18 protein-coding genes, 2 tRNA genes, 1 other RNA gene and 1 pseudogene are annotated in these 23,634 nt (G+C 54.8%); 17 read left to right on the forward strand and 5 right to left on the reverse strand.

Going from position 1 to position 23,634, the window contains the following annotated elements; genetic code table 11:
• Positions 1 to 78 precede the first annotated feature (78 nt).
• Together V6943_RS15170 and V6943_RS15175 are read right to left on the reverse strand one after the other, a co-directional pair.
• Complete coding sequence (locus V6943_RS15170; protein WP_340554266.1) at positions 79 to 762, reverse strand: glutathione S-transferase family protein; 684 nt, start codon at positions 760 to 762, stop codon at positions 79 to 81.
• A gap of 123 nt (positions 763 to 885) precedes the next feature.
• Entirely contained in the window at positions 886 to 1,653 is a 768-nt protein-coding gene (locus V6943_RS15175) for a hypothetical protein (RefSeq protein ID WP_177493043.1), read from the reverse strand.
• Positions 1,654 to 1,866: 213 nt separating this feature from the next.
• Here V6943_RS15175 and V6943_RS15180 point away from each other — a divergent pair.
• The 3 genes from V6943_RS15180 (at position 1,867) to V6943_RS15190 (ending at position 3,264) form a co-directional block, all read left to right on the forward strand.
• A tRNA-Glu gene (locus tag V6943_RS15180) sits at positions 1,867 to 1,942 on the forward strand.
• Positions 1,943 to 1,961: 19 nt separating this feature from the next.
• Positions 1,962 to 2,037 (forward strand) — tRNA-Gly (locus V6943_RS15185).
• 297 nt (positions 2,038 to 2,334) lie between these two features.
• A complete protein-coding gene (locus V6943_RS15190) occupies positions 2,335 to 3,264 on the forward strand; it encodes a ZIP family metal transporter (RefSeq protein WP_131650144.1) in 930 nt (309 codons plus the stop codon).
• Between the two features lie 66 nt (positions 3,265 to 3,330).
• Here the strand turns inward: V6943_RS15190 and V6943_RS15195 are convergent, their stop codons facing one another.
• Positions 3,331 to 4,317, reverse strand: coding sequence for an NAD(P)/FAD-dependent oxidoreductase (locus V6943_RS15195; RefSeq protein ID WP_340554269.1), 987 nt, complete (start codon positions 4,315 to 4,317; stop codon positions 3,331 to 3,333).
• A gap of 462 nt (positions 4,318 to 4,779) precedes the next feature.
• Between V6943_RS15195 and ffs the strand changes: the two genes are divergently transcribed.
• From ffs to efp, 3 genes are all read left to right on the forward strand, one after another.
• An RNA gene (ffs, locus tag V6943_RS15200) (signal recognition particle sRNA small type) lies at positions 4,780 to 4,876 on the forward strand.
• 301 nt (positions 4,877 to 5,177) lie between these two features.
• Complete coding sequence (earP, locus tag V6943_RS15205; RefSeq protein WP_181100927.1) at positions 5,178 to 6,317, forward strand: elongation factor P maturation arginine rhamnosyltransferase EarP; 1,140 nt, start codon at positions 5,178 to 5,180, stop codon at positions 6,315 to 6,317.
• 40 nt (positions 6,318 to 6,357) lie between these two features.
• On the forward strand, positions 6,358 to 6,924 hold the full coding sequence (gene efp, locus V6943_RS15210) for an elongation factor P (protein WP_003296422.1): 567 nt from the start codon (positions 6,358 to 6,360) through the stop codon (positions 6,922 to 6,924).
• Positions 6,925 to 7,165: 241 nt separating this feature from the next.
• Here the strand turns inward: efp and V6943_RS15215 are convergent, their stop codons facing one another.
• Together V6943_RS15215 and V6943_RS15220 are read right to left on the reverse strand one after the other, a co-directional pair.
• On the reverse strand, positions 7,166 to 8,614 hold the full coding sequence (locus V6943_RS15215) for an SLC13 family permease (RefSeq protein WP_340554272.1): 1,449 nt from the start codon (positions 8,612 to 8,614) through the stop codon (positions 7,166 to 7,168).
• Between the two features lie 382 nt (positions 8,615 to 8,996).
• Positions 8,997 to 10,346 (reverse strand): class II 3-deoxy-7-phosphoheptulonate synthase, encoded by a 1,350-nt coding sequence (locus tag V6943_RS15220; protein ID WP_340554274.1) that lies wholly within the window; start codon positions 10,344 to 10,346, stop codon positions 8,997 to 8,999.
• A 115-nt stretch (positions 10,347 to 10,461) separates the two neighbouring features.
• Here V6943_RS15220 and V6943_RS15225 point away from each other — a divergent pair, with 115 nt between their 5' ends.
• The 11 genes and pseudogenes from V6943_RS15225 (at position 10,462) to V6943_RS15275 (ending at position 23,614) form a co-directional block, all read left to right on the forward strand.
• Positions 10,462 to 11,211, forward strand: coding sequence for a spermidine synthase (locus V6943_RS15225; protein WP_340554276.1), 750 nt, complete (start codon positions 10,462 to 10,464; stop codon positions 11,209 to 11,211).
• A 463-nt stretch (positions 11,212 to 11,674) separates the two neighbouring features.
• Positions 11,675 to 13,377 (forward strand): annotated as a pseudogene (locus V6943_RS15230) (DEAD/DEAH box helicase).
• 329 nt (positions 13,378 to 13,706) lie between these two features.
• On the forward strand, positions 13,707 to 13,991 hold the full coding sequence (ihfB, locus tag V6943_RS15235; protein ID WP_019340642.1) for an integration host factor subunit beta: 285 nt from the start codon (positions 13,707 to 13,709) through the stop codon (positions 13,989 to 13,991).
• A gap of 147 nt (positions 13,992 to 14,138) precedes the next feature.
• Positions 14,139 to 15,230, forward strand: coding sequence for an LPS O-antigen chain length determinant protein WzzB (locus tag V6943_RS15240; RefSeq protein ID WP_340554281.1), 1,092 nt, complete (start codon positions 14,139 to 14,141; stop codon positions 15,228 to 15,230).
• 106 nt (positions 15,231 to 15,336) lie between these two features.
• Positions 15,337 to 16,878 (forward strand): MBL fold metallo-hydrolase, encoded by a 1,542-nt coding sequence (locus V6943_RS15245; RefSeq protein WP_340554284.1) that lies wholly within the window; start codon positions 15,337 to 15,339, stop codon positions 16,876 to 16,878.
• 85 nt (positions 16,879 to 16,963) lie between these two features.
• Positions 16,964 to 18,133 carry a nucleotide sugar dehydrogenase gene (locus V6943_RS15250; protein WP_340554286.1) on the forward strand — a complete coding sequence of 390 codons (1,170 nt, stop codon included), beginning with the start codon at positions 16,964 to 16,966 and terminating at the stop codon, positions 18,131 to 18,133.
• On the forward strand, positions 18,130 to 19,098 hold the full coding sequence (locus V6943_RS15255; RefSeq protein WP_340554288.1) for an NAD-dependent epimerase: 969 nt from the start codon (positions 18,130 to 18,132) through the stop codon (positions 19,096 to 19,098). The genes V6943_RS15250 and V6943_RS15255 overlap by 4 nt, the downstream gene beginning before the upstream one ends.
• The gene (locus V6943_RS15260; RefSeq protein WP_340554290.1) at positions 19,091 to 20,554 is read left to right on the forward strand and encodes a lipopolysaccharide biosynthesis protein; all 1,464 of its coding nucleotides are present in this window, start codon (positions 19,091 to 19,093) and stop codon (positions 20,552 to 20,554) included. The genes V6943_RS15255 and V6943_RS15260 overlap by 8 nt, the downstream gene beginning before the upstream one ends.
• 120 nt (positions 20,555 to 20,674) lie before the next feature.
• Entirely contained in the window at positions 20,675 to 21,883 is a 1,209-nt protein-coding gene (locus V6943_RS15265; RefSeq protein WP_340554292.1) for a hypothetical protein, read from the forward strand.
• The gene (locus V6943_RS15270) at positions 21,876 to 22,439 is read left to right on the forward strand and encodes an acyltransferase (RefSeq protein WP_340554294.1); all 564 of its coding nucleotides are present in this window, start codon (positions 21,876 to 21,878) and stop codon (positions 22,437 to 22,439) included. Before V6943_RS15265 ends, V6943_RS15270 begins: the two co-directional genes overlap by 8 nt.
• On the forward strand, positions 22,436 to 23,614 hold the full coding sequence (locus tag V6943_RS15275; RefSeq protein WP_340554296.1) for a glycosyltransferase: 1,179 nt from the start codon (positions 22,436 to 22,438) through the stop codon (positions 23,612 to 23,614). Before V6943_RS15270 ends, V6943_RS15275 begins: the two co-directional genes overlap by 4 nt.
• Positions 23,615 to 23,634: the final 20 nt, after the last annotated feature.

Here is a 23,634-nt window from a genome sequence, read left to right on the forward strand (position 1 = left end):
CCACGGAGTCGGCGTACCCGCTGCTCTTATAGGAGGGCCGCCCCGGCGCGAAGGCTTTTGGCTTCGGGGCAGGATGAATCAATCCGGCTGCTTCGCCTTCTTACCCATCTCGATGAGCTTTGCCGTCATGCGCTGCTCGCCCGGTAGCACGCTTTCCACCGAAGCAAGCCCTTTCATCCGGATGAAGTGAGCGGCCAGTGCCGGCCAGCGATTGGCATCAATCAGTGCGCCGCCATGTTCCATGTTGATCAGCTGGCAGGCGAAGGCGAGGTCCGCCATCGAAAGCTGGTCGCCGACAAAGTACGTTTTGTCGCCGAGTTGGCGCTCGAGATAGTCGAGGTGCGGCGGTAGCTTTTCGTTCAGAGCGGCCTGCACGCTTTCTTCGTTACAGGCGTGACCGGAACTTGGCTTCAGCACACGATTGCGGAAAACACCGAAGGTCGTCAGAGGCGCTAGTTCGTAGTCGGCGTACTTCTCCAACCAGCGGATCTGCGCACGTTCCACCGCACTGTTACCGTACAGCCGAGCCGTCTGTTCGTACGTTTCTTCTAGGTACTGGCAGATTACGCTGGAGTCGGCGAGGCTGAGTTCGCCATCTTTGAAGGCTGGGATACGGCCAAGCGGGTTGAGCTGCAGATACCACTCAGGCGGTGTGAATGGCATGACGACTTCTAGCTGGTAATCCAGACCCTTTTCCAGCAGGCAAAGGCGTGCCTTGCGAACGAATGGTGACAGTGGAGCGCCGAACAAGGTCAGGGACATTGATTTTCTCCGCGGCAGGACAGGCTCGGCGGTGCCAGTGAGTGGATGAGTATTGAGGTGCGAAGCACCGGAGCACGATGCGTTCGCCGCTCAAGCTATTTCGTGCACTCGTCCGGCCTACGCCTAGTAGATGTTGTTCTTCTTCCAGTCATCTTCGCTTTCGAAGTTCTTCAAACCTTCGGTCAGCTCGCTGGGTTCGTCAAGCTTCGGTTGTTGCTGAGTCTGCTCGAGCTTGTTGGCATGGGTGTAGTTCGCTTCGAGCTGCGCCAGTTGGGATTGGAACTCGGCAGGGTTGGGTTGCTTGCGGACGTGCTGAATGCCGCGTTCGAATGCGAGACGAGCCTTGTGTGCACTGCCTTGCTTCAGAGCCTGCTGGCCGACATTGGTGAAATATTCAATATGCAACATCACCGTCATGTGCTGGATGTGCTGGATCCAGCGTTTGGCTGCAGCCGTATCGAGCTGGTTCTGCTTATTGGCCCAGACGATCTGCGCGTAGAGGTCTTCCAGCCGCAGGCGAATTTCTTTCGCCTGAGCTTCTGTGTCTACTTTGACTGGTGTGTTCTGCACCTCGATCTCGTCGCCCTTGGCGACAGCGCTGCGCAGCGTGTCAACTCGGGCACTCACAGTGCTGTTCTTCTTGTCCAGCTGTAGCAGTCGTTCACCCAGATGCAGCTCCAGCCGCGCCAGCAACAACTTGAGCGCTGGCGTCATCATTTGGGCTGGTAGACCATCGGACAGATTGGCGCAGCGACGCATGCGATCGCCTAGCTCAGCTCGAACGCGCGCTTTCTCCAGGTTGTTCTTTTCGACGATCTGGTTGATCACACCAATGGCTATCAATATGAACAGGCCAGCAACGACCAATCCTGCAATCAGAACCGGGGACACGGGGCGCACCTCTCTAACCGGGCGGTTTCTGCCGAGTGTAGAGCGTTAGATGGCAAGCTGATAGCTCAAAAGCAGCTTCAATTAATCGACCTTTAAAAAATTTCAGCAAGGCGCTTGACGGCCCTATTCGAGCTCCATAGAATGCGCGCCACTTGCAGCGTGAAGCACAACACAGACGCTGGAAGCCGGAAGAAATATGAAGTTCCGGGCTGCGTCCCCTTCGTCTAGTGGCCTAGGACACCGCCCTTTCACGGCGGTAACAGGGGTTCGAGTCCCCTAGGGGACGCCATTTTTGTTGTAGATGTAACGCGGGAATAGCTCAGTTGGTAGAGCACGACCTTGCCAAGGTCGGGGTCGCGAGTTCGAGTCTCGTTTCCCGCTCCAAATAAGCTGCGAAAGGTCAAGACTAATCGCAAGCACAAAGAAAGCGACCTAGAGTCGCTTTTTTTGTGTCTGCAATTCCTGTCCGTTGTCACATCGAATGCGGGCAGCCGCTCAAGCTTGGCCCAAGCCCAGCATCGCTCAAAGCCCTGGCCAAACTCACCGAGCCCGTTACGGTCCTATCCCATAGACGCTCGTCGTGCTTCGTACGCAGCGGGGGCCGCTTGGTAGAACGACCGCTCGGTCGGCCCCTCCGTCAGTTACGAGCGACGAAAAGATTTCGATATCGGGGCCTTCATCATGGCAAGCACTCAAAGCGCCGCAGCAACGCTGCGCTCGGCATGGATTGCCCATGCACAGGCAAATCCCGTCGTCGCGCTAGGGCTCATCGGTACGGTTCTGGTCGTGTTGATATTGCTCGGCGCCAGTGCTTACAGCGCATTTCAGAACGGCGATGAAAGCAATATCCGCTATGCGCTGCTCGGCGGCACGGCAGGCTTCGCGGCGACGGCGCTGGGCGCGCTGATGGCGATTGCGCTGGGTAATATTTCCACGCGCACCCAGGACAGCATGCTTGGCTTCGCCGCCGGCATGATGCTCGCGGCCAGTTCGTTCTCCTTAATCCTTCCGGGGCTCGCGGCAGCACGGGATCTGTTCGACAGTGGCCCTGCGGCCGCATTGACCGTGGTGGTGGGCCTCGGCTTTGGCGTGCTGTTGATGCTCGGGCTGGATTATTTCACGCCGCACGAGCATGAAACCGCCGGTGCCTTCGGGCCTCATCACCAGCGCATGAGCCGGGTCTGGCTGTTCGTGTTTGCGATCATCCTGCACAACATTCCGGAAGGTATGGCGATAGGCGTGAGTTTCGCCAAGGGCGATCTGGAGGTTGGTTTACCGCTCACCACCGCGATTGCCATCCAAGACATTCCCGAAGGGCTGGCCGTTGCGTTGGCCTTGCGCACAACCGGCCTGTCCGCCTGGCGAGCGATACTGGTCGCGGCTGCGTCAGGCCTGATGGAGCCACTCGGCGCCGTGGTGGGCTTGGGCATTTCCAGCGGTCTGGCTGTCGCTTATCCGGTCAGCCTCGGATTGGCCGCTGGCGCGATGATCTTCGTGGTATCGCACGAAGTGATTCCCGAGACTCACCGCAATGGTCACCAGACGCCAGCGACGGTCGGTCTGATGGGTGGTTTCGCGGTGATGATGTTTCTGGATACCGCGCTGGGCTAGTAAGGAAACATCGACCTGCCGGTTACCGATATCGCTGCATCGCCTCTGATGACGGCGCAAGTCTGGTCAAAGTTGCTCGAGCAGCCGCCGTGCGGCCTCTTGGCCACTGAGCCAGGCGCCTTCGACGCGGCCCGACAGACACCAGTCGCCACACGCATATAACCCAAGATGGGTATCAGCCAGCGCGCCCCATTCATGGGACTGGCTGGGGCGTGCATAGAGCCAGCGATGGGCAAGGGTGAACTCCGGTGCAGGTACGACGCAGTCGATCAGCTCGGCGAATGCGCCGTGCAGGTGCTCGATCACCGATTCTTTGAGCATATCGACGTGTTGTCGGCTCCAGGCGCTACTCGCATGCAACACCCAGGTGTCGAGATGATCGTCGCGTCCGGGTCTGCTGTGATGGCGGGCCAGCCAATCAAGGGCATCGTCCTGAACGAAACACGCGTCGACACTGGTTTCGAGCGGCTTGGCGAAGCCCAGAGCAACGGACCAGGTTGGTTCCATGGCAACGCTGGCGGCGACGGCGGCCAGCTTCGGTGCCGCAGCGAGCAATGTACTGGCCTGAGGGGCGGGAATGGCGATGACCACCTGACTGAACGGGCCGTGGTTGTTTCCCTCGGCATCGACAAGCGTCCAATATTCCTCGCCTCGGAAGACTTCCGTCACGCGGCAGGAAAGCTTGACCTGCAGCTCGCCAAGCAACCCGGCGGCAATTGCATCCATACGCGGGGTGCCGACCCAGCGCAGCTGCTCGTCGGCCGAAGGAGACAGTTGGCCGTTACGCGACTGGTAAAGGTTGGGTGACCATTCAGCAGCCCAGCCCTCGGCTTGCCATTGATGGACGGTCTCGGTGAAACGACGATCGCGGGCGGTGAAATATTGGGTGCCGAGGTCGAGATGGCCAGCGTCGCTGCGTTTGCTGGTCATGCGTCCGCCGAGTCCGCGGCCTTTGTCGAACATCTGGACGGACTGCCCTGCGGCACGTAGTGCCTGCGCTGCGGAGAGCCCTGCGATGCCGGTACCGATGATGGCGATAGGAGCTTTGCTCATGCTTACCTCTTTCGATAGCGCCGCCAGTCTCCGCTGCGCGACAACTGCGCTGGTTCGTTCGGTCCTGGTGCCGTTTGGAGAGCAAAACGGCGATGCTGATGCCTTCTCTATCCTCAAACAGACCGTAGGTTTTGCCTAGGGGTTCGGATCGATGAAGCGTGCGCTGCGTGCTTATTTCCTTGCGGACTGACGAGCGGTGGGGTCGGTGAGTAAGGCTCGGGCGTGCTTTAAGTTGGGCCCGCTCATGAAGCTTCGTGTCATTGGTCTTGCGGCCGCAGGCGCTTCGTTCTTCGATAAGCCAAGCCTGCAGCGTCATCGACGTGACGCGACGCCGCCATTTGGTAGGCTCGTTAAAGCCCGACGAGTCAATGCGTTAGCGCGTAAAGGGATTGGTTGTAAGTTGGGAATAAGCCGGTACAATGGCGCCGCTCGCCGCCAGGCGGGTTTCGTTATGGTGGGCCCTGCCGGTCCCCTCGCAACGATCAGCCGTGAACCCGGTCAGGCCCGGAAGGGAGCAGCCGCAGCGGTGACATTGTGTGCCGGGGTGTGGCTGGTAGGGTTCACCTCCATAACGACGATCTCATTCCCCCTTATTTTTATCGTTCGATGCACCGACCTCTTTATGAGATTCGGCGAATCTGCGTGCCCGCTTGTTTCTCATGATCAATGGCGGACGGCGGTCGAAAGCATAAAGCTTCGCGCCGAGCCGGGCCTCCTACAAAGGAGCCAACGCGCACCGAACCATTGTAGGAGGCGCGACCTGGCGGCGAATGCAGGCCGCAGGCCCGCCGTGATCTGTATTCTTCGCGAGTATCATCCAGGCTCGATTACCTGGCATCTCTCGTTCAAGGAGTATTGATTTGTCGGTCAAAGCAAGCTGGGACATCTTCTGTGTGGTCGTCGATAACTACGGCGACATCGGCGTGACCTGGCGTCTGGCGCGGCAGTTGGTGGCCGAGCATGGTCAGCGGGTGCGTTTGTGGGTCGACGATCTCGATACCTTTGCCCGACTCTGTCCGGGCAGCAGCGCCACCGCCAGCCAACAATGGCATGACGGTGTCGACGTGCGGCACTGGCTGCCCGAATGGCCCGGTGCCGAGCCGGCGGACGTGGTGATCGAGGCGTTCGCCTGCCAGTTGCCGGCCGCCTATATCGAGGCGATGGCCAATAGCGAGCGCCGCATTCTCTGGCTCAACCTGGAATACCTGAGCGCCGAGGACTGGGTGGTCGGCTGTCATGCTCTGCCTTCGATGCAGCCCGATGGCCTGCAGAAGTACTTCTTCTTCCCGGGATTCGAGCAGGGCACTGGCGGCCTGATTCGCGAAGGTGACCTGATGGCGCGAAGGGAGGCGTTCCAGTGCGATCCGACGCTGCGCGAAGCTTTTCTGCAGAGCCTTGGTTTAACGGCAGAACCCGGCGCGCGATTGGTCTCGCTGTTCGCCTACGAAAACCCGGCCGTTGCGGGATGGCTCGATGCATTGGCGGTGGATATGCGCCCAACGCAACTAATGGTTCCTGAAGGTAGGGTCCTCGGCGATGTCGCACGCTGGCTAGGGGTAGAGCAGCTTCGAGCCGGCGATCGCCATAGCCGTGGGGCGCTGCAGATCGCTGTGCTGCCGTTCATGACTCAGAACGAGTACGACATGTTGTTGTGGTGCTGCGACTTCAACGCCGTGCGCGGCGAGGAATCGTTCATCCGCGCGCAGTGGGCTGGGCGCACATTGGTCTGGCACATCTACCCGCAGGAGGAAGATGCCCACTGGGTCAAACTCAACGCCTTCCTCGAACTCTATCTATGCGACCTGGCGCCAGCGGCCGCCGTCGCGCTCAAGAACTTCTGGCATGCCTGGAACAAGGGCGAGGGGAGCGGGGCGGCTTGGTCCGACTTGCTCCGTCACGAGGCCGAGCTGATCGCCCATGCCGAACGCTGGACGCACAAGCAGGTTGCCAACGGCGATCTAGCCGGAAAGCTGGTGTTTTTTTACACAGATTGGCTATGATACGCGGCCTGTTTTGTCTCTAATCCCATCGGATATTCGTATGAAAACCGCACAAGAGTTCCGTGCCGGCCAGGTGGCCATCATCAACGGCGCACCCTGGGTCATCCAGAAAGCCGAGTTCAACAAGTCCGGCCGTAACAGTGCCGTGGTCAAGATGAAGCTGAAGAACCTGCTCAATGGTTCCGCTACCGAGACCGTATACAAGGCCGACGACAAGCTTGAGCCGGTGATTCTCGAGCGTAAGGAAGTAACCTACTCCTACTTCGCTGACCCGCTCTACGTCTTCATGGACGAAGAGTTCAACCAGTACGAAATCGAAAAAGACGACCTCGAAGGCGTGATGACCTTCATCGAAGATGGCATGACCGACGTCTGCGAAGCTGTCTTCTACAACGACAAGGTGATCTCGGTCGAACTGCCGACCACCATCGTTCGTGAAATCGTCTACACCGAGCCGTCCGTACGTGGCGACACCTCCGGCAAAGTCATGAAGACTGCCCGCCTGAAGAACGGTGCAGAGCTGCAGGTTTCCGCCTTCTGCGAAATCGGAGACTCGATCGAGATCGATACCCGTACCGGCGAGTACAAATCCCGCGTCAAGGCCTGACCTTCGCAGGATTGCAAAAAGCCCGGCGATGCCGGGCTTTTTTGTGGGTGGGTGAACAGGAACGGGAGGGTTGCAGCGCCTTCGCGATTCAGCTGGAATCTGTTCCTGTTTCGGCGCGACCGCACCGGAACCCGGCGCGGAAAGTTGTGTGGCTCGTAGGACCGAGCTTGTTCGGCTTCTTCAATCTTGCGACCGAATGAATTCGGGCCCTACGGTGCAGCCGCAGAATGGTGTCAGAGGCTCAGTTGGCCCAGAGCCAGCCGACCATCAGATAGCAAAGGCCAGTCACCAGGAACACGCCAAAGATGTTCAAAGCGAAACCGGCCTTGATCATCGACTGAATGCTGACTTGACCGGTGCCGAACACGATGGCATTCGGCGGGGTCGCCACCGGCATCATGAAGGCGCAGCTGGCGGCGATGGCGGCGGGAATCGCCAGCATTTCCGGTGGCAAGCCCTGTGCGACGGCCAGTGCGCCGAGCAGCGGCAGGAAGGCGGCTGCGGTAGCGGTATTGGATGTGATCTCGGTGAGGAAGGTAATCACCAACGCAACCAGGCCGATCATCAGAATCAGTGGCAGCATACCGAAGCCCTGCAGGCTTTCGGCAATCCACTCGGCGAGCCCTGAAGCGCCGATCACACCGGCTAGCGACAAGCCTCCGCCGAACAGTAACAGAACCCCCCACGGGACTTTATTGGCGGTATCCCAGTCCATCAGGAACACCCGGTTCTTCATGTCGGCCGGGATGAGGAACAGGATTAGCGCCGCGGCGATGGCGATGCTGGTGTCGTTAACGCCATCGATGTACTCGACCAGAAACGGCTGGAAAATCCACGCCGCCGCAGCCAGGCTGAACACCACTGCGACCATTTTCTCTGCCTTGGACATGGGGCCGAGCGTAGCCATTTCCTGTTCCAGCATGGCGCGGCTATCTCCGCCGGCCAGTTTGAAACCGCCACGGGTCAGCCACCACCAGGTAAATAGCAGCATGCCGACGCTGACCGGCACGCCTAGCAGCATCCACTGGCCGAAGCCGATATGAACGTCATAGGTGTCGCGCAGAAAAGCGGCGAGCAGGGCGTTGGGCGGTGTTCCGATCAGAGTCGCAATGCCGCCGACGCTTGCCGCATAAGCGATACCCAGCAGCAGGGCGGTGGCGAAGCGTGTGCCTTCTTTTTCCTCGCTGCCTTCAACGAGCAGGGCAATCACGGAAATGCCGATGGGCAGCATCATGATGCTGGTGGCGGTGTTGCTCACCCACATACTGATGAAGGCCGTGGCGATCATGAACCCCGCAATCTGCCGGCTGGGCGCGTTGCCGACGGCCAGCAGCGTCGCCAATGCGATGCGCTTATGCAGGTTCCAGCGCTGCATGGCCAGGCCAAGCAGAAAGCCGCCAAAGAACAGAAAAATTGTCGGGTTGGCATAGGGAGCGGTGGCCTTAGCCAGCGTATCGATACCCAGCAAGGGAATCAGCAGGATGGGCAGCAATGAGGTGGCCGGGATCGGGATGGCCTCGGTGGCCCACCAGACGGCCATCAACGCCGCCATACCGACGGTTAACCAGGCGACGTCCGAGAGCCCGCCAGGCGGATCGGTCAGGATGCAAAGCAACAAGAGCAGCGGTCCGAGAAAAAGGCCGATGGAGGCTGCCAGGGCCGCTCCTTTGTTCTCTGGTGAATCGGTCATGAAGGTTTCCTCTTTCGATGACCCGGCTGCGAGAGGGCGTAGGAAATCCGGGTCAAATGCAGCGCGGATTCTACAGCCATTAATTAGCAAACGAATTAGTAGTTGGACTAATGATTAGTTTGCTAATTAATGTGAACTCCACTGCTGGCCGATCACGATGACGTACCGCATCAAGGGATTTAGACAGCACTGCGCGGTGTGGTGCCGGCCTCTTGTCGATCTGTGCAGGCAGCAGTACGACAGGAGAAGCCTTGAGCGGCTTCAAACTGCCGCAGCGGGGGGCAGCGCGTAGGGTGGGCTTCAGCCCACCGGGATTTTGAGGTTTGATTGGTGGGCCGAAGCGGAACGCCGCCCCGGCCCACCCTACAAGCGGTAAGAGTTATCAGCTCGGCCGCACCTGCTTCAGCGTCTCGGCAATCATGAACGCCATTTCCAACGATTGATCGGCGTTGAGCCGCGGATCGCAGTGGGTGTGATAGCGATCGGAAAGGCCGTCCTCGGTAATCGGGCGCGAACCGCCGATGCACTCGGTGACGTTCTGCCCGGTCATCTCGATATGAATGCCGCCCGGGTAGCTGCCCTCGGCGCGGTGCACGTCGAAGAACTGCCGCACTTCGGCGAGAACCCGAGCGAAGTCCCGAGTCTTGTAACCGCTGGATGCCTTCATGGTGTTGCCGTGCATCGGGTCCGAACTCCACAGCACCTGGCGGCCTTCGGCCTGCACCGTCTGGATCAGGCGTGGCAGACCTGCTTCGACCTTATCGGCGCCCAAGCGTACGATGAGGTTCAAGCGGCCTGGATCGTTGTCCGGGTTGAGGATATCGATCAGGCGGATCAGCTCTTCGCCGTCCATGCTTGGTCCGACTTTCACTCCGATCGGGTTGCCCACGCCGCGCAGGAACTCAACATGAGCACCGTCCAGCTGCCGTGTGCGGTCGCCAATCCAGAGCATATGCGCCGAGCAGTCGTACCAGCCGCCGGTCAGGCTGTCCTGCCGAACAAACGCCTGCTCATAATTCAGCAGCAGCGCCTCATGAGCGGTGAAAAAACTGGTTTCGCGTAGCTGCGGTGCGTTGTCCATGCCGCAGGCGCGCATGAACCTCAACGCCTGATCGATCCGCGCGCCCAGCCGGTGATATTTCTCGGCCATCTGCGAGTTGGCGATGAAGTCGAGATTCCATTGATGCACCTGGTGCAGATCGGCAAAACCGCCCTGGGCGAAGGCGCGCAGCAGGTTCAGGCTGGAGGTGGACTGATGATAGGCCTGCAGCAGACGATCCGGATCCGGCACGCGGCTTTTCTCGTCGAAATCGATACCGTTGACGATATCGCCGCGGTAGGCGGGCAGGGTGATGCCATCGATGGTCTCGTTGCCAGATGAACGTGGCTTGGCGAATTGCCCAGCCATGCGCCCGACCTTTATCACCGGACAGCCCGCGGCGAAGGTCATGACGACCGCCATTTGTAGCAGCACCTTGAAGGTGTCGCGGATCTTCGGTGCGGAAAACTCGGCGAAGCTCTCCGCGCAATCCCCGCCCTGCAGAAGGAATGCGCGGCCTTGGGTCACCTCGGCGAACTGCCGACGCAGCTCCCGTGCCTCGCCGGCGAATACCAGCGGCGGCAGGCTCGCCAGGGTCGCCTCCACACGCTGGAGGTGATCGGCGTCAGGATAGTCGGGTTGCTGCTGGATGGGTTTGTTTCTCCAGCTGGTCGGGCTCCAGGTATGGCTCATCGAATAGATTCTCTGCGCGAAAAGTGCGCGGATTTTACCTGATGCGCTGCGCCGTAGCTGATAGCCCTTGCCAATCGGGCTGCTAAGATGCGCCGACCGGTTTGGAGTGAGCGCAATGGACAAGCAGGAAGTAATGCTGGCCGAAGTACATGACGCTTTTGGCTTGATCCGCGTGCTGGAAGTAGGGGATTACCGGTTTCTCGAGTTCGGCGCGGCGGTCGAGCAAAGCTGTGTGTTCACGCGAGACCCAAGCTGGTTGGAGTACGACTACACACGCGCCATGCTGATGGGCGGCCTAATGCACGCACAGCCCGAGACCGCCCTGTTTCTTGGCCTCGGCGCGGGGACGCTGACCCAAGCGTGCCTCGAATTCCTGCCGCTGGAAGATGTCGAGGCCATCGAGCTACGCCCGGACGTGCCGGAGCTGGCAATGCGTTATTTGGGCCTGCAGAACGACTCGCGGCTCTACATACGCATCGGTGACGCGGTGGAGCTGCTCGACTCGGCCGAAACCGCCGATCTGATATTCGTCGATCTCTACACCGATGTGGGCCCGGCTGCGGCGCATCTGGCATGGCGCTTTCTCGAACGCTGTCAGCAGAAGCTGAACCCAGACGGTTGGCTGATCATCAATCAGTGGGGCACTGACGAAGACAAACCGCTTGGTGCTGCCCTGCTGCGTGGTCTGTTCCACCGCCATTATTGGGAGTGCCCGGTGAAGGAGGGCAATGTCGTACTGTTCGTTCCGGCCGATCTGGAACAGATGCTCGATATGGCCGCCTTGCGCGAGCGCGCCGCGACCCTGGCACCACGTCTTGGTTATTCACTGGATTCACTAATCGATGCGCTACGACCAGCCAGTTAAAGGCAGGGTGTCGCAGCCTCGCGCCGCCCCGAGGCGAAAAGCAAAGGTAGCTATTGCCGATGGGTTCGGGGATGGCTCCGAGCCTTGTAGGGTGGGCTTTAGCCCACGATGACCGCGTTGGTGGGCTGAAGCGGAACGCCGCCCGGCCCACCCTACGGCTTTGCACCAACCCCAACACTTAACGCAGACATAGCCAAAGCAAAACGCGTTCCCTGCCGAGTCGCCACGAACTTAACCCACAAGACAAAATGCGCGCACAGCTTCACAGAATTCCGGTATAGTACGCGCCGGCTGAAACCCAGCCTGCGTTCAGGTACTACAACACACGAAGCGCTGCTTCGGCTGCTGTCCGCTTCTCGCGGCTGTCCTAGACGATTCATCATTCAATACGTTTTCGCAAACCCCGCCGACCAGGCTGCCAGGGTGACCTTCGGGTTTTGCATGGCATGCGCAGCTTCGGAACATGGGTCTTTGCGGAGCATCAGGAAAAGACCCATGACCCAGGAAATCGGCGGCTTTGCCGCACTCGGTATTCATCCCTCTGTACTCGCTGCCGTTATCGCGGTGGGCTACGAAGAGCCTTCGGCGATCCAGAGCCAGGCTATCCCGGTAATTCTCGGCGGCCACGACATGATCGGCCAGGCCCAGACCGGTACCGGCAAGACCGCAGCCTTCGCGCTGCCCATTCTGTCCAAAATCGATCCGGCCAAGCGTGAGCCACAGGCACTGATCCTCGCGCCAACCCGCGAACTCGCCCTGCAGGTCGCTACCGCGTTCGAAACCTATTCCAAGCAGATGCCTGGCGTTGGCGTTGTCGCCGTCTACGGTGGCGCCCCGATGGGCCCGCAGCTCAAGGCCATCCGCCAAGGCGCGCAAATCATCGTCGCCACCCCCGGCCGCCTGGTCGACCACCTGAGCCGCAACAGCGCGCTGCTGTCGACCATCCAGTACCTGGTGCTCGACGAAGCCGACGAAATGCTGAAGCTGGGCTTCATGGATGACCTCGAAGTCATCTTCGAAGCCATGCCGGAAAGCCGCCAGAGCGTGCTGTTCTCCGCGACCCTGCCGCACTCCATCCGCGCCATCGCCGAGAAGCACCTGCGCGAGCCGCAGCACATCAAGATCGCCGCCAAGACCCAGACCGTCGCCCGCATCGAGCAGGCGCACCTGATGGTTCATGCCGACCAAAAAATCCCGGCCGTGCTGCGTCTGCTGGAAGTCGAAGATTTCGACGCGCTGATCGCCTTCGTACGTACCAAGCAGGCCACTCTTGATCTGGCCGCTGCGCTGGAAGCCAAGGGTTACAAGGCTGCCGCACTGAATGGCGACATTGCTCAGAACCAGCGCGAGCGCGTAATCGAATCGCTCAAGGATGGTCGTCTGGACATCGTCGTCGCTACTGACGTCGCCGCTCGTGGCCTGGACGTGGCCCGTATCACCCACGTTTTCAACGTGGACATGCCGTACGATCCTGAATCCTACGTGCATCGCATCGGCCGTACCGGTCGTGCTGGTCGCGAGGGTCGCGCACTGCTGCTGGTCACTCCCCGTGAACGCCGCATGCTGCAGGTCATCGAGCGCGTTACTAACCAAAAGGTTGCCGAGGCCCGTCTGCCTAACGCCCAGCAGGTGTTGGATGCGCGCATCAAGAAACTCACCAACAGCCTGTCGCCGCTGGTAGCCGATGCCGAAGCCAGCCATGGCGAACTGCTCGACAAGCTTGTGGCCGATATTGGCTGCAGCCCGCGCGCCCTGGCCGCTGCGCTGCTGCGCAAGGCCACCAATGGTCAAGCGCTGACCCTGGCCGAAGTGGAAAAAGAACAGCCGCTGGTTCCGACCAGCAGCCCGCGCGAACGCGCTGAGCGTTCCGATCGTCCAGAGCGCAGCGGTGACCGTGAGCGTCGCGCCCCGATTCCGCTGGCCGAAGGTCGCGCCCGTTGCCGTACTCCGCTGGGCGCCCGCGACGGCATCGCTGCCCGCAACCTGCTCGGCGCCATCCTCAATGAAGGCGGCCTGGCCCGCGAAGCCATCGGACGCATTCAGGTGCGTGATAGCTTCAGCCTGGTCGAGCTGCCGGAAGAAGGACTGGAGCGTCTGCTGGGCAAACTCAAGGACACCCGCGTCGGCGGCAAGCAGCTCAAGCTGCGTCGCTATCGCGAGGATTGATGCCTAACCACAGCGAAGCGCTTTAAGTTAAAGCCTCTCGCTAGCTAGAAAAATAAAGGGTGGGCCTCGGTCCACCCTTTTTTGTATCCGTTATTCGCTTGCGTAGGATGGGTGGAACCCATCACCGAACTTCGCGCGCCGGAGCGTCCAAACGTTCCGATGACGCCAACGAAACCCATCGCTTTCCCCAAGCTCGTCCCATCCCCTCCGTTCATATCTCAATTCCGCACAAAATCCCCTTACCTCGCCAGGCTGTTCAAACTCTGAACAACATGCTACAAACGAACGCAACCCAAATGATCTAGCCGCTTGAAAACGAAGGGAAAACCATGACCAAGTCGGAGTTGATCGAGCGTATCGTCACCCAACAAGGGCTGCTTTCGTCCAAGGATGTGGAACTGGCAATCAAGACTATGCTCGAGCAAATGGCCCAAGCACTGGCGACCGGAGACCGCATCGAAATTCGCGGCTTCGGCAGTTTTTCCCTCCACTATCGCGCCCCCCGCGTCGGCCGTAATCCCAAGACCGGCCAATCCGTCCCGCTCGATGGCAAATTCGTCCCGCATTTCAAGCCGGGAAAAGAGCTGCGTGATCGGGTGAATGAGGATGAATAAGAACCACTGTTGTTAAAGGTGTGAGGTTCAAGGCCAGCTTGAACCTCACACCACCTTTCGTCCGATAAATATGTGATTTGTGTTTGGCTTTGAGTCTCGCCCATGGCAGGATTCCGCCTTTTTTAGGCGCATCCTTTGGAGAGATTCATGCAGGACAAGGACACCCATCCAAATGCATACCGGGACGATGAAATCGATCTGGTGGAACTGTTCAAGGGGCTCTGGAAACAGAAGCTCATCATAATAGGGGTAACCATCGCCGTAACTGCATGCGCGGCTGCGTATGCATATCTAGCGAGACCCATATATGAAGCTCATGCGACTGTTTTGCCGCCGCTCCTTTCTGACATTACCGCCTATAACGCTGGCCGAAACGTACCGGCTTATAGAGCTGATCGAGATAATTCAACCGAGGGACTGCAGAAGACTTTCTCGACTGAAGATGTCTACGCCGTTTTTACACGCAATCTGAATTCATTGTCGTTGCGTCGCGCTTTCTTCAAAGATGTGTATCTCCCTTCTTTCCTGGATGGCCAATCTGCAGCGGACGACCGCCTTTGGACGAGTTTTAACGATCTGCTTTCTATCAAAGCGCCAGATAAGCAGCAACCGGATATGTATGAAGTGAAGGTCGAGCATCATGACCCAGAGCAAGCGGCGGCTTGGGTCAATGACCTTGTCAGCCGAGCTTCGGTTGCCGCGAAAAGCGATATGCAACGCAACGTAATGAGCGAAATAAATACGCGGATCCGTTCAACCGAACGTCGCATTGCCTCCTTGCGCAGTACCGCATCTCAGCGCCGCCAGGATCGTATAGCTGTGCTTCAAGAAGCGCTAGTGGTCGCCAAGGCCGTCGGGATGATCACACCTCAGGTGACTGCGGGCCATACTTCGTCGAGTGATGAGCTGGCACAGTTTGTCGATGGAAGCTTGACCTATATGCGTGGCGCCAAAGCCATCGAAGCTGAGCTGGCTGTTTTGGAGACGCGCAAATCCGATGACCCGTTCATCCCTGAATTGCGTCGCCTGCAGGAAGAGTTGTCCTTTCTAAATACTATCGAGATCGACCCCAGCACCGTCGCCGTGTTCACGCTAGACAGTGCTGCCCAGCAACCGCAAACCCCGATCAAGCCGAAGAAGATGATGATTGTTGCGCTTGGGCTGGTACTAGGCGGGATGCTCGGCATCTTTGTTGCCTTGATACGACTCATGATCGGCCGAAACGCGAGCCAGGTGTAAGCACGCTCGTCGCATTATGTTGCGGTGTTGTTGAGTTGGTATACGTTACTGCTCCTCTCCAAGGCGGAACGCTTAACTAGGTGCTATTGGTGTTAAAGGAATAACCATGAACTATCCACAAATAGAACATCACGGCGCCAAGGACGGCGTTACCGGCTCCTGCCACCAACTGCGCATGAATGCCACCGCCAGCCTGCTAATCGACTGCGGCCTATTCCAAGGCAACGATGCGTCGATTCCAGGCGAGCCTGGCACGGATCGTCTGTCCATTGAATTCCCGCTGGACACCATCAAAGCGTTGGTTGCCACCCACGTGCACATCGACCACGTCGGCCGCATCCCTTACTTGCTGGCAGCGGGCTTCGAGGGGCCCATCCTCTGTAGCGAGCCTTCCGCGAAACTGCTGCCGATCGTGCTGGAAGATGCCTTCAAGCTCGGCTTCAGCCGGGACCAGGCGCAGATCGAGAAATACATCCGCCTCGTCGAGCAGCGAATCATCGCATTGCCGTACCAGCAATGGTTCACCCTGACTGATACCGACGAGTTGTTGGCACGCATACGGCTGCAGCGTGCTGGGCATATCCTGGGATCGGCCTACGTAGAAATCGATCTGGCATACCCGCAAACAGGGCAGAGCAAGCGCGTAGTCTTTTCCGGCGACCTCGGTGCGCCGCACGCCCCCTTCCTGATGCCGCCCGAATCACCGGAACGCGCCGACATCCTGGTGCTGGAAAGCACCTATGGCGACCGCATCCATGAAGACCGTGCCAACCGCCGAAAGCGGCTCGAAGCCGTCATCGAACAAGCCCTCGAAGACCAAGGCACCGTCCTCATTCCCGCATTCAGCATCGGCCGCACCCAAGAGCTGCTCTACGAGCTCGAAGACATCATTCAAAACAACCAAAGAGCGACCGCAGACCAGTCCCCTCTCCCCTCTGGGGAGAGGGCTACCTCCGATCATCTCCCTCTCCCCCCTGGGGAGAGGGCCGGGGTGAGGGGCAAGGCTAACAACACCGATGCCAAGCCCAACACCGAACCAAACTGGCCTGAACTCCCAGTCATTCTTGACTCACCCCTCGCAAGCCGCTTCACCGAGACCTACCGAAGCCTAAAACCATTCTGGAACCAGGAGGCCCGCGACCGCATCCAATCCGGTCGCCGACCGCTAGCCTTCGAACAATTGATCACAATAGACAGCCACGGCGACCATCAGCGCATCGTCAATCATCTGACTCAGACTGCCCGTCCCGCCATCGTGATTGCCGGTGGCGGCATGTGCAGCGGCGGTCGCATCGTCAATTACCTCAAAGCGATGCTGAGCGATAAAAGACACAACGTCCTGTTCGTCGGCTACCAGGCCAGGGGGACGCCAGGCCATGCAATCCAGTCCTACGGGCCGAAAGGCGGTTACGTTGACCTCGATGGCGAACGCATCGATATCCGTGCTGGCATCACTAGTATCGGCGGCTACTCTGCTCATGCGGATCAGAAAGGGTTAGTTGAGTTTGTGACTGGGATGCAACAGTGGCCGACTGAGATACGGGTGGTGCATGGTGAGGAGGGAGCGAAACGGGCATTGGCTGCCCAGCTCCATGAGAATTACAAGCAGCATAAGAAGCCGCCCACCGAGATTAACACCGGCACGTAAGCCTAGATTAATTAGGCCGTATCCAATGCGATATGGTCACTTTTGCAGCCTGGCCCGCAAGTCAGCCAGGTAGGGGCATATTTTTATGAAAATCACAATTGCTGGCACCGGCTACGTCGGGCTTTCAAATGCTGTACTCCTTGCGCAGCACAACAAGGTCATCGCTCTAGACATCGTTCAAGCCAAGGTAGATCTAATCAATGATCGTCAATCGCCTATCGAGGACAACGAAATTGAACGTTTCTTTGCCGAGAAGTCTCTTGATCTCAGGGCTACCCTCAACAAGGAAGAGGCATATCGCAACGCCGAATTCGTAATCATCGCCACGCCTACCGATTATGACCCGCAAAGCAACTTCTTTAATACCCGCAGCGTAGAAGCCGTAATTGAAGATGTCCTGGCGATCAAACCCGATGCGGTCATGGTGATCAAATCCACTGTACCGGTTGGCTACACAAAGAGCGTACGCGAGAAGTACAACACCCAGAACATCATATTTTCGCCGGAATTTCTGCGCGAAGGCAGGGCGCTATACGACAATCTCCATCCCTCGCGCATCATCGTTGGAGAGCAAAGCGAGCGTGCCAAGGTGTTTGCCGAGCTGCTGCTACAGGGGGCCATCAAGCGGGATGTACCAGTCCTGTTTACAGACTCCACCGAAGCGGAAGCCATCAAGCTGTTCTCCAACACCTACCTGGCCATGCGCGTAGCCTACTTCAATGAGCTGGACTCCTATGCGCAGGTGCATGGCTTGGACACCCGGCAGATCATCGAGGGAGTAGGGCTGGACCCCCGTATTGGTACTCACTACAACAATCCATCTTTCGGCTACGGCGGCTACTGCCTGCCTAAAGACACCAAGCAATTGCTGGCCAACTACGATCAAGTACCCAACAACCTGATCAATGCCATCGTCGATGCCAACCGAACTCGCAAGGACTTCATCAGCGATAGCATTCTCGCTCGCAGCCCGAAAGTCGTCGGTATTTACCGCTTGGTGATGAAATCAGGATCGGACAATTTCCGTGCCTCAGCCATCCAGGGCGTGATGAAACGCCTCAAAGCCAAAGGCATCGAGGTGGTGGTCTACGAACCTGTGCTGGAGGAGAGCAGATTCTTTCAATCCCGCGTAATCACTGATCTGAACGAATTCAAAACCGTCAGCGACGTCATTGTGGCCAACCGCCGCTCGGACGATCTGCAGGACGTTGAAGATAAGATCTACACCCGGGACCTGTTTGGGAGTGACGCGTGAAATACCTGATCACCGGCGCAGCCGGCTTTATCGGAATGCACACGGCCAAGCGCCTGCTGGAGCAAGGCGAAGAAGTGGTCGGGCTTGATAATCTGAATGACTACTACGACCCGGCACTAAAAGAATACCGCCTTGCCCAGCTCTCGCCGTTCCCCCATTTTCGCTTCGTTAATATGGACCTGGCCGACCGTGTAGGCATGGCTGCGCTGTTCAAAACCGAACAGTTCACCCACGTCATCCATCTAGCCGCCCAGGCTGGCGTGCGTTACTCGCTGGAAAATCCCTTTGCCTACGTAGACAGCAACTTAGTAGGCACCATGACCGTCCTCGAGGGCTGCCGTCACAATCCGGTGCAGCATCTGTTATATGCCTCATCCAGTTCGGTCTATGGCATGAATGCTAAAATTCCCTTCAGCGAAACCGATCAGGTAGACAGCCCAGTATCCCTTTATGCCGCCACAAAAAAAGCCAACGAACTTATGGCGCACAGCTATTCCAAGTTGTACAAGATCCCGACTACGGGTCTGCGCTTCTTCACTGTCTATGGCCCCGCAGGTCGCCCGGATATGGCCCCCTGGCTATTCACCGAGGCCATCCTAAAAGGCGAGCCGATTAAGGTATTCAACCACGGCAAAATGCAGCGCGACTTCACCTATATCGACGACATCGTAGAAGGCGTCATTCGCATCCAGCAGCAGCCGCCCAAGGGCGAAATGCCCTACAGCCTATTCAACATCGGCAACAACCAGCCCATCCAGCTTTCACGCTTTATCTTGGCTATAGAAACCGCCTGCGGCAAACAGGCAGAAAAAATCATGTTGCCCATGCAGCAGGGGGATGTTGAGCGTACCTATGCCGATACCAGCAGATTGGAAGAAAAGGTGGGCTACAAACCGAAGATGGAGATTGAAGAAGGTGTAGCTAGGTTTGTGAAGTGGCTCAAGGCATACAGTAGTAATGACTAAAAATCTTAAGAATAAGGCCCTGAAGGGCTTCGGTTGGATTTTCGCAGGCACACTTGGACAAAATGTTCTTCAGTTTCTGAGCTTAATGATTCTAGCTAGGCTACTTACGCCTGATGAGTTTGGGGTAGTTAGCATAGCTCTCGTAATCATTGGTTTTTTGAGGATATTCACTGAGCTTGGTGTCGGGCCAGCAATAGTACAAAGGCTGGAGTTAACAGAAGCCCATATTGGAACTGCTAACACACTGGCAGTTGCCCTGGGAGTAACTATCTCTTTTCTGTTATATTTGAGCGCAAATGAAATCTCTTATTTCTTTGAAATGCCCGAGTTGACGAATGTAGTTAAAGTTCTATCCTTAATGTTGCCGGCGTCCTCACTTGCTGTTGTCGGCCAGTCACTATTGCAGCGCGATTTGAAGTTCAGACAAATAGCGATATATAACGTGTTGAGTTACTTTGTCGGGTATGCCTGTGTTGCAATACCTATGGCACTTTTAGATCATGGTGTTTGGTCTTTAGTGTTTGCCCAGTTGGGACAGATACTAACTATAAATCTGATCATACATTTCGTTGTAAAGGAGACAAATCACTACTCGTTTAACTTGGCTAGTGCAAAGGAGCTGTTGAATTACGGAGCTGGTTATTCACTAGCTAGATTTTCAAACTTTATAGCTGGTGAAGGTGATAACTTAATAGTCGGAAAGTTTCTTGGTGCAGGTGCTTTAGGAGTGTATAGCAATTCATACCGGCTAATGCTTTTCCCCGCCTCACTGATTGGCGGTGTAATAGATAAAGTTTTGTTCCCTATTTTGTCTAATATTCAAGATGATAAGAAAAGGATTTCTCGAATCTATGTAGATATATTATCGTTAGCAACAATGCTTCTTGTGCCTATTTCGATTTATTTATATTTTTTTGCAAGTGAAATAATTATGTTGGTGTTGGGCGAGCAATGGGGCGATGCTATTATTGTTTTTCAGTTACTAATAGTTTTTCTTGCTTTTAGACTTAATTATAAATTTAGTGACTTGCTAGCAGCGGCATTGGGTGCGGTTTACCGTAGAGCGATCAGGCAATTAGTGTATGCGCTTGCTGTTATTTTTGGGGCATATGTAGGGCACTACTTTGGCACAGAGGGTGTTGCTGTCGGAGTTGGATGCGCAATTATATTAAACTATGTGATTATGTTGCACTTAAGCCAGGCTTTAATTGGCTTCAATTGGGGGGAGGTTGCGTTCATGCACTTCAAGCAGTTATGCATAGCTATGCCTACAATTGCACTCACCTATTTCTCTAAGCGCTATATTTTCGATGGGATAGATAATGAGTTATTGATTTTATGCCTGTCGGGTTTGTTTTTTGTTTCAACAACCTTAGTGCTTTGGTTTGTCTTTGCGAAAACGATGAAGAAAGAGTTTGAAATTTTGAAATTTGTTGCGGGTCGATTTGCGCACTAAATTAGCAATGTAGAAAACCTGAAAATCAGATGGCAAATATTGAGATTGAAAAGTATCGATAAAAGTAGTTGGGGCTGAAATCATTCTAACTGGCGTTTTATTTTTGGTATTGAGAAAATAGTGTTCGATAACAAATTAAAAAAAATTAAACTTCATGCCATAGTGGTTATTACATTTTCTTTCGTTTTTCTAAGAGCTGTAATTCCTGCAGGCATTGCTGATTTATCTTTTTTGGTTATGCTTTGTTTTTTTATTCCAAAAATTAAATTTAGTAAGCATAATTTAGTATTGCCCATGGTAATTATCTTGTTCTTGTTCTCTGTTCTGGTAAGTGCTATCGCGCATGCTGACAGTATTAATATAATGGACTTGATAAGGATTTCTGTATACAGCTTTGTGGCTATCTCAATAGTTGGACTTTCTCAAGCTATTAACCAAGAGAAAGAAATCTTTATATACATGATGCGGATTTTTCTGATAGTTGTTGCGGTTTATTCAGTGATAGTAGTTGTTGCATTTATTCTTTTTTATATGAACATCAGTGTTTTAGGGTTGCATGATCTGCTGTATATTAGACGTTCAATCGCAAGGGCATCTGGTTTAGCTGATAATCCTAATTACTATTCTTTCTCGATGTTTTTTGCTTTTGTAATCGCTTTTTTTGCTTATAAATTGCAAAGAATTTCAAAAATTGTTTTGGCTATAATATTTTTGGGTGGGCTGATTAGCCTTTCTCGGGGATTCATTTTGAGCGTAATAATATTCACCTTCGTTTACGCTTCTTTATCCTTTTCATCGCCCACAATGAAATTTAAGGGTAAGTATACTGTGAATCTGATTTTCACCTTTTTTGTGTCCTTTTTAATCTATTTATCATCGCAGTATGATTGGGTAATTTCGGAGACCCTGCAAAAAATATTTCTTCGATTTTCAGATGGCGGTGGTGGAGCAGGAGCGAGACTGGAATCGGTAACTAACTGGTATCAGTTTGGCACAAACTACCATTGGCAATTATTACTAGGGAATGGGTCTGATTTTTTTAGAGAACTTTCTAGTACTAACAACGCTGCTCATAATACATATATTAGAATTTTGGGTGAATTTGGACTTCCTTCGCTTATTGCGTTCCTTTTATCCTTGGTTGTATCTGGCAGGTTAAGCATAAGAAAGTTAGATATGTTTAGCTCTAGTGTGATTCTTTCCCTGGCCGTGCTGATATTTACTAATGACTATTACTTGGTCAGAGAAACTTGGCTAATTATGGCATTTTTATACATTGCACCTTCGCTGCAAGTCAATGACAAGTCTGGAGTGAATTTGAATGGGTAGATTGCTATTCACACGCTTTTGGCCATTGTTAAAACTAATGGTTTTGTTGTTTAAATTTATTCCCGGTTTCATTCATTGTCTGTTGTGGGGTGTAAGTACTTCTTTTTCTGGAATTTTCGCTGTTTTTTTGCGTTATTTATCTTTTTCATCTAGAGTAAAATCTTTTAATAGAAACTCATATATTGGTACTCATGTAGTTCTAAAAAATATAAAGAATATGCATGTTGGCGAAAATTTCAGTTTGCATGATTTTTGCTATATTGATGCGGTTGGCAACATTCAGATTGGAAATAATGTATCCATTGCGCATGGATCATCCTTGATCAGTTTTAATCATACGTGGGGCTCTACGGAACTGCCTATTAAATATAACCCTGTTAAAGTGGCACCTATAGTTATTGAGGATGATGTTTGGATTGGCTGCGGTGTTCGTATAATGCCGGGTGTAACCATTGGAGCGAGAAGTATTGTTGCTGCAGGGTCAGTAGTTGTTAAAGATGTTCCTGCCAATACTATTGTGGGGGGTGTTCCAGCCAAGGTAATTAAAAAAATATGAAAACTTTATTTGTGCATGATCATAAATTTAAGTGCCTTGGTGGGAAATACTATTCTAGTGGTGGATTACCATACTCTATCTGGCCTCGTTACACCAATATTCTGGGTCAGATAACTGTTGTAGGGCGGGACGGCGGTATTCTTGCCGACGCTGATAAAGGCTTTACTCTTTCAAGTGCTGAAAAAGTGGCTTTTCAGCTATTTCCTAATATTGCTAATATTAAAAGCTTATTATTTGGCAATGAGCAAGCCATGAAATCAGCGCGTGTTCTGGTGGGTGAGCATGATGCACTTATTGCTCGATTGCCCAGCAGGCTTGGTGTGTTGTTTGTCAAGGAAGCTATTAAACAAGGTAAGCCTTATGCAATTGAGGTTGTTGGCTGCCCCTGGGATGCTTTGTGGAACTACGGCGGATTAAAAGGGAAAATGTTCGCCCCCTATGCATTTTTGGAATTAAAAAAGATAGCCGGCAATTCCATGTTTGCACTTTATGTAACTGAGTCTTTCCTTCAATCACGTTATCCGGCTCACAAAGATGCGGTAACAACTTTCTGCTCAAATGTGGAGATTCCTTCTGTTGGCAGTCACGTGTTAGTCGACAGGCTGAATAAAATTGCCGGTGATACATCAGGGAAACCAGTTATTTTTGGGCAGATTGCCAACTACTCGTCTAAGTACAAGGGCATAGACATTGCCATTAAAGCTCTAAAAGAGGCGGATTTGTCGAACTGGCATCTGCAGGTGTTAGGTAATGGTAACCCTAGCTACTATCAATCTATTGCTGATGAGCAGGGCGTTGCAGACAGGGTGCATTTTGTCGGTAGCCTTCCGTCCGGCGATGCAGTTTTTGAATGGATAGATTCAATTGATATCTATCTGCAGCCCAGCTTAACAGAAGGATTGCCACGCGCCCTTGCCGAGGTCATGAGTCGGGCAGTGCCAGCATTTGCTAGCAATGTTGGAGGGATTCCTGAACTGTTGAATCGTTCCGAGCTGATTGTCGCTGGCGACCAGAAAGTCTTGGCGGAAAAAATAGCAAGGCTGGTAAATGATAAAGCCCTGCAAGCTTCACTAGCTGAGCATAATTATAACAAGGCGAAGGGCTATTACAAGAAGGTCCTTGATGAGCGCAGAAGGGCTTTTTGGCAGCAGTTCCGGCAAAGTGTGGACAGGTAGGCTCTTTCTATCAATGATTC

Origin of the sequence: Pseudomonas sp. CBC3, from assembly GCF_037967085.1 — a bacterium.
Taxonomy (GTDB): domain Bacteria; phylum Pseudomonadota; class Gammaproteobacteria; order Pseudomonadales; family Pseudomonadaceae; genus Stutzerimonas.